This is a genomic window from Protofrankia sp. Cr1 (genome assembly GCF_963555865.1).
GTDB lineage: Bacteria > Actinomycetota > Actinomycetes > Frankiales > Frankiaceae > Protofrankia.
Genome location: NZ_CAUVXO010000067.1, coordinates 1 through 1,505 on the forward strand (window position 1 = coordinate 1; position 1,505 = coordinate 1,505).

Here is a 1,505-nt window from a genome sequence, read left to right on the forward strand (position 1 = left end):
ATGCCCGTGACCATGACCGGAACGGCACGACGGAGCGAGCAACGGTGTGGACGACGGTTGGGCGGAGGGCAGCAACACGGTCATGCCCGGTACCGGTGGCGACGACTGGGCCGCAGCGGCCGGCGTCGTGGCCGGCGGCGCTGAGACCGACGTCGGCTCTGCGGACCGGACCGCGGCCCCCGCGTGGGAGACCGGGCTGCTAGCGGGCACGGTCACAGCCGGTGCAGCCCCACCCGCTGTGATGGAAGGTCCAGCATCCGCCGACGCCGGTAACCGGGGTTGGTCGTCGATCGCCTCGGGGCGCTCTGAGCGCACGCCGGCAACCGGGTGGTCCGCCGCGTCATCCGGACGGTGACCAGCCGCCATAAGAACGACGCCGAGAACCGCGCCAAGCCCGCACAGACCCACGGCCACCTTGGCGCCCGCCCGCCAGCCGCCGCCGGAGGCCGGCCGCAACCGTCGATGTCGGATGGGCGTGCCCGCCGCGGTCTCGACCACGGACGGCCGATCAGATCCAGGGTCGCCGTCCCAGGGAAGCAGCGTCCAGCCGCCCCCCACCGCCAGCGGTCCGGTGTGTTCGGACAGCTCCGCGTCTGCGGACAGCTCCGTGCCTTCTAACAGCTCCGCGCCTTCGGACACGAACGCACCTACTTCCACCCTGACCCGACGGCAGCGATGGAACAATATGACCAGGCTGACACCACCACGCACTTGACCCACCGCAAACTCGGAACACAGCGGCCCAGCTCAGCTCAGTCTCCGCAGACGGGTGGGTCAGCGGCGCGGGCGATGGCCAGGCGGGTGAAGTCTGCGACGGCCAGCGTTTCACCGCGGGCGGACGGGTCTACACCGGCGGCGCGCGCAAGGCGTTCGACCGCTGCGGCCGAGCCCGCCCAACCGGAAAGCGCCGTCCGCAGGGTCTTGCGGCGCTGCGCGAACGCCGCGTCCACCGCGGCAAAAACAGACCCGCGCAGCGCCTGCGGACCCGCGGGCTCACGCCGGGTGAACGCCACCAGGGACGAGTCGACGTTCGGCTGTGGCCAGAAGACCGCGCGCGGCACCGCGCCGGCCGGACGTGCGCAGGCGTACCAGGCGACCTTCACACTCGGCACGCCGTACACCCGTCCACCCGGCGCCGCGGTCAGCCGGTCGGCGACCTCGGCCTGCACCATGACCAACCCACGCCCGACCGACGGGAACCGTTCGAGCACCCCGAGCAGGAGCGGCACGGCAACGTTGTACGGCAGGTTCGCGGCAAGGACATCCGGCGGGTCGCCGGGGAGGTCCGCGGGCACGAGGCGCAGCCCGTCGGCGGCCACGACGGTCAGCCTGGACGCCGCGGCCGGGCCGAGCCGGGTCACCGCCGTTGCCGGCAGGGCCTCGGCGAGCAGTGCGTCCACCTCGACCGCGACGACACGACGTGCGACCGCGATCAGCCCGAGAGTCAACGAACCAAGTCCAGGGCCGATCTCCAGGACCGTCTCATCGGGCCCGACCGCGGCGAG

Annotated in this window: 1 protein-coding gene and 1 pseudogene; both read right to left on the reverse strand. The window is 72.7% G+C overall.

Going from position 1 to position 1,505, the window contains the following annotated elements; all coding sequences use genetic code 11:
* Positions 1–639 (reverse strand): annotated as a pseudogene (locus U9980_RS08495) (hypothetical protein); the annotation flags it as partial.
* Between the two features lie 113 nt (positions 640–752).
* The coding region (gene rsmA / locus U9980_RS08500) for a 16S rRNA (adenine(1518)-N(6)/adenine(1519)-N(6))-dimethyltransferase RsmA (protein ID WP_322767429.1) at positions 753–1,505 on the reverse strand (753 nt) is incomplete at its 5' end.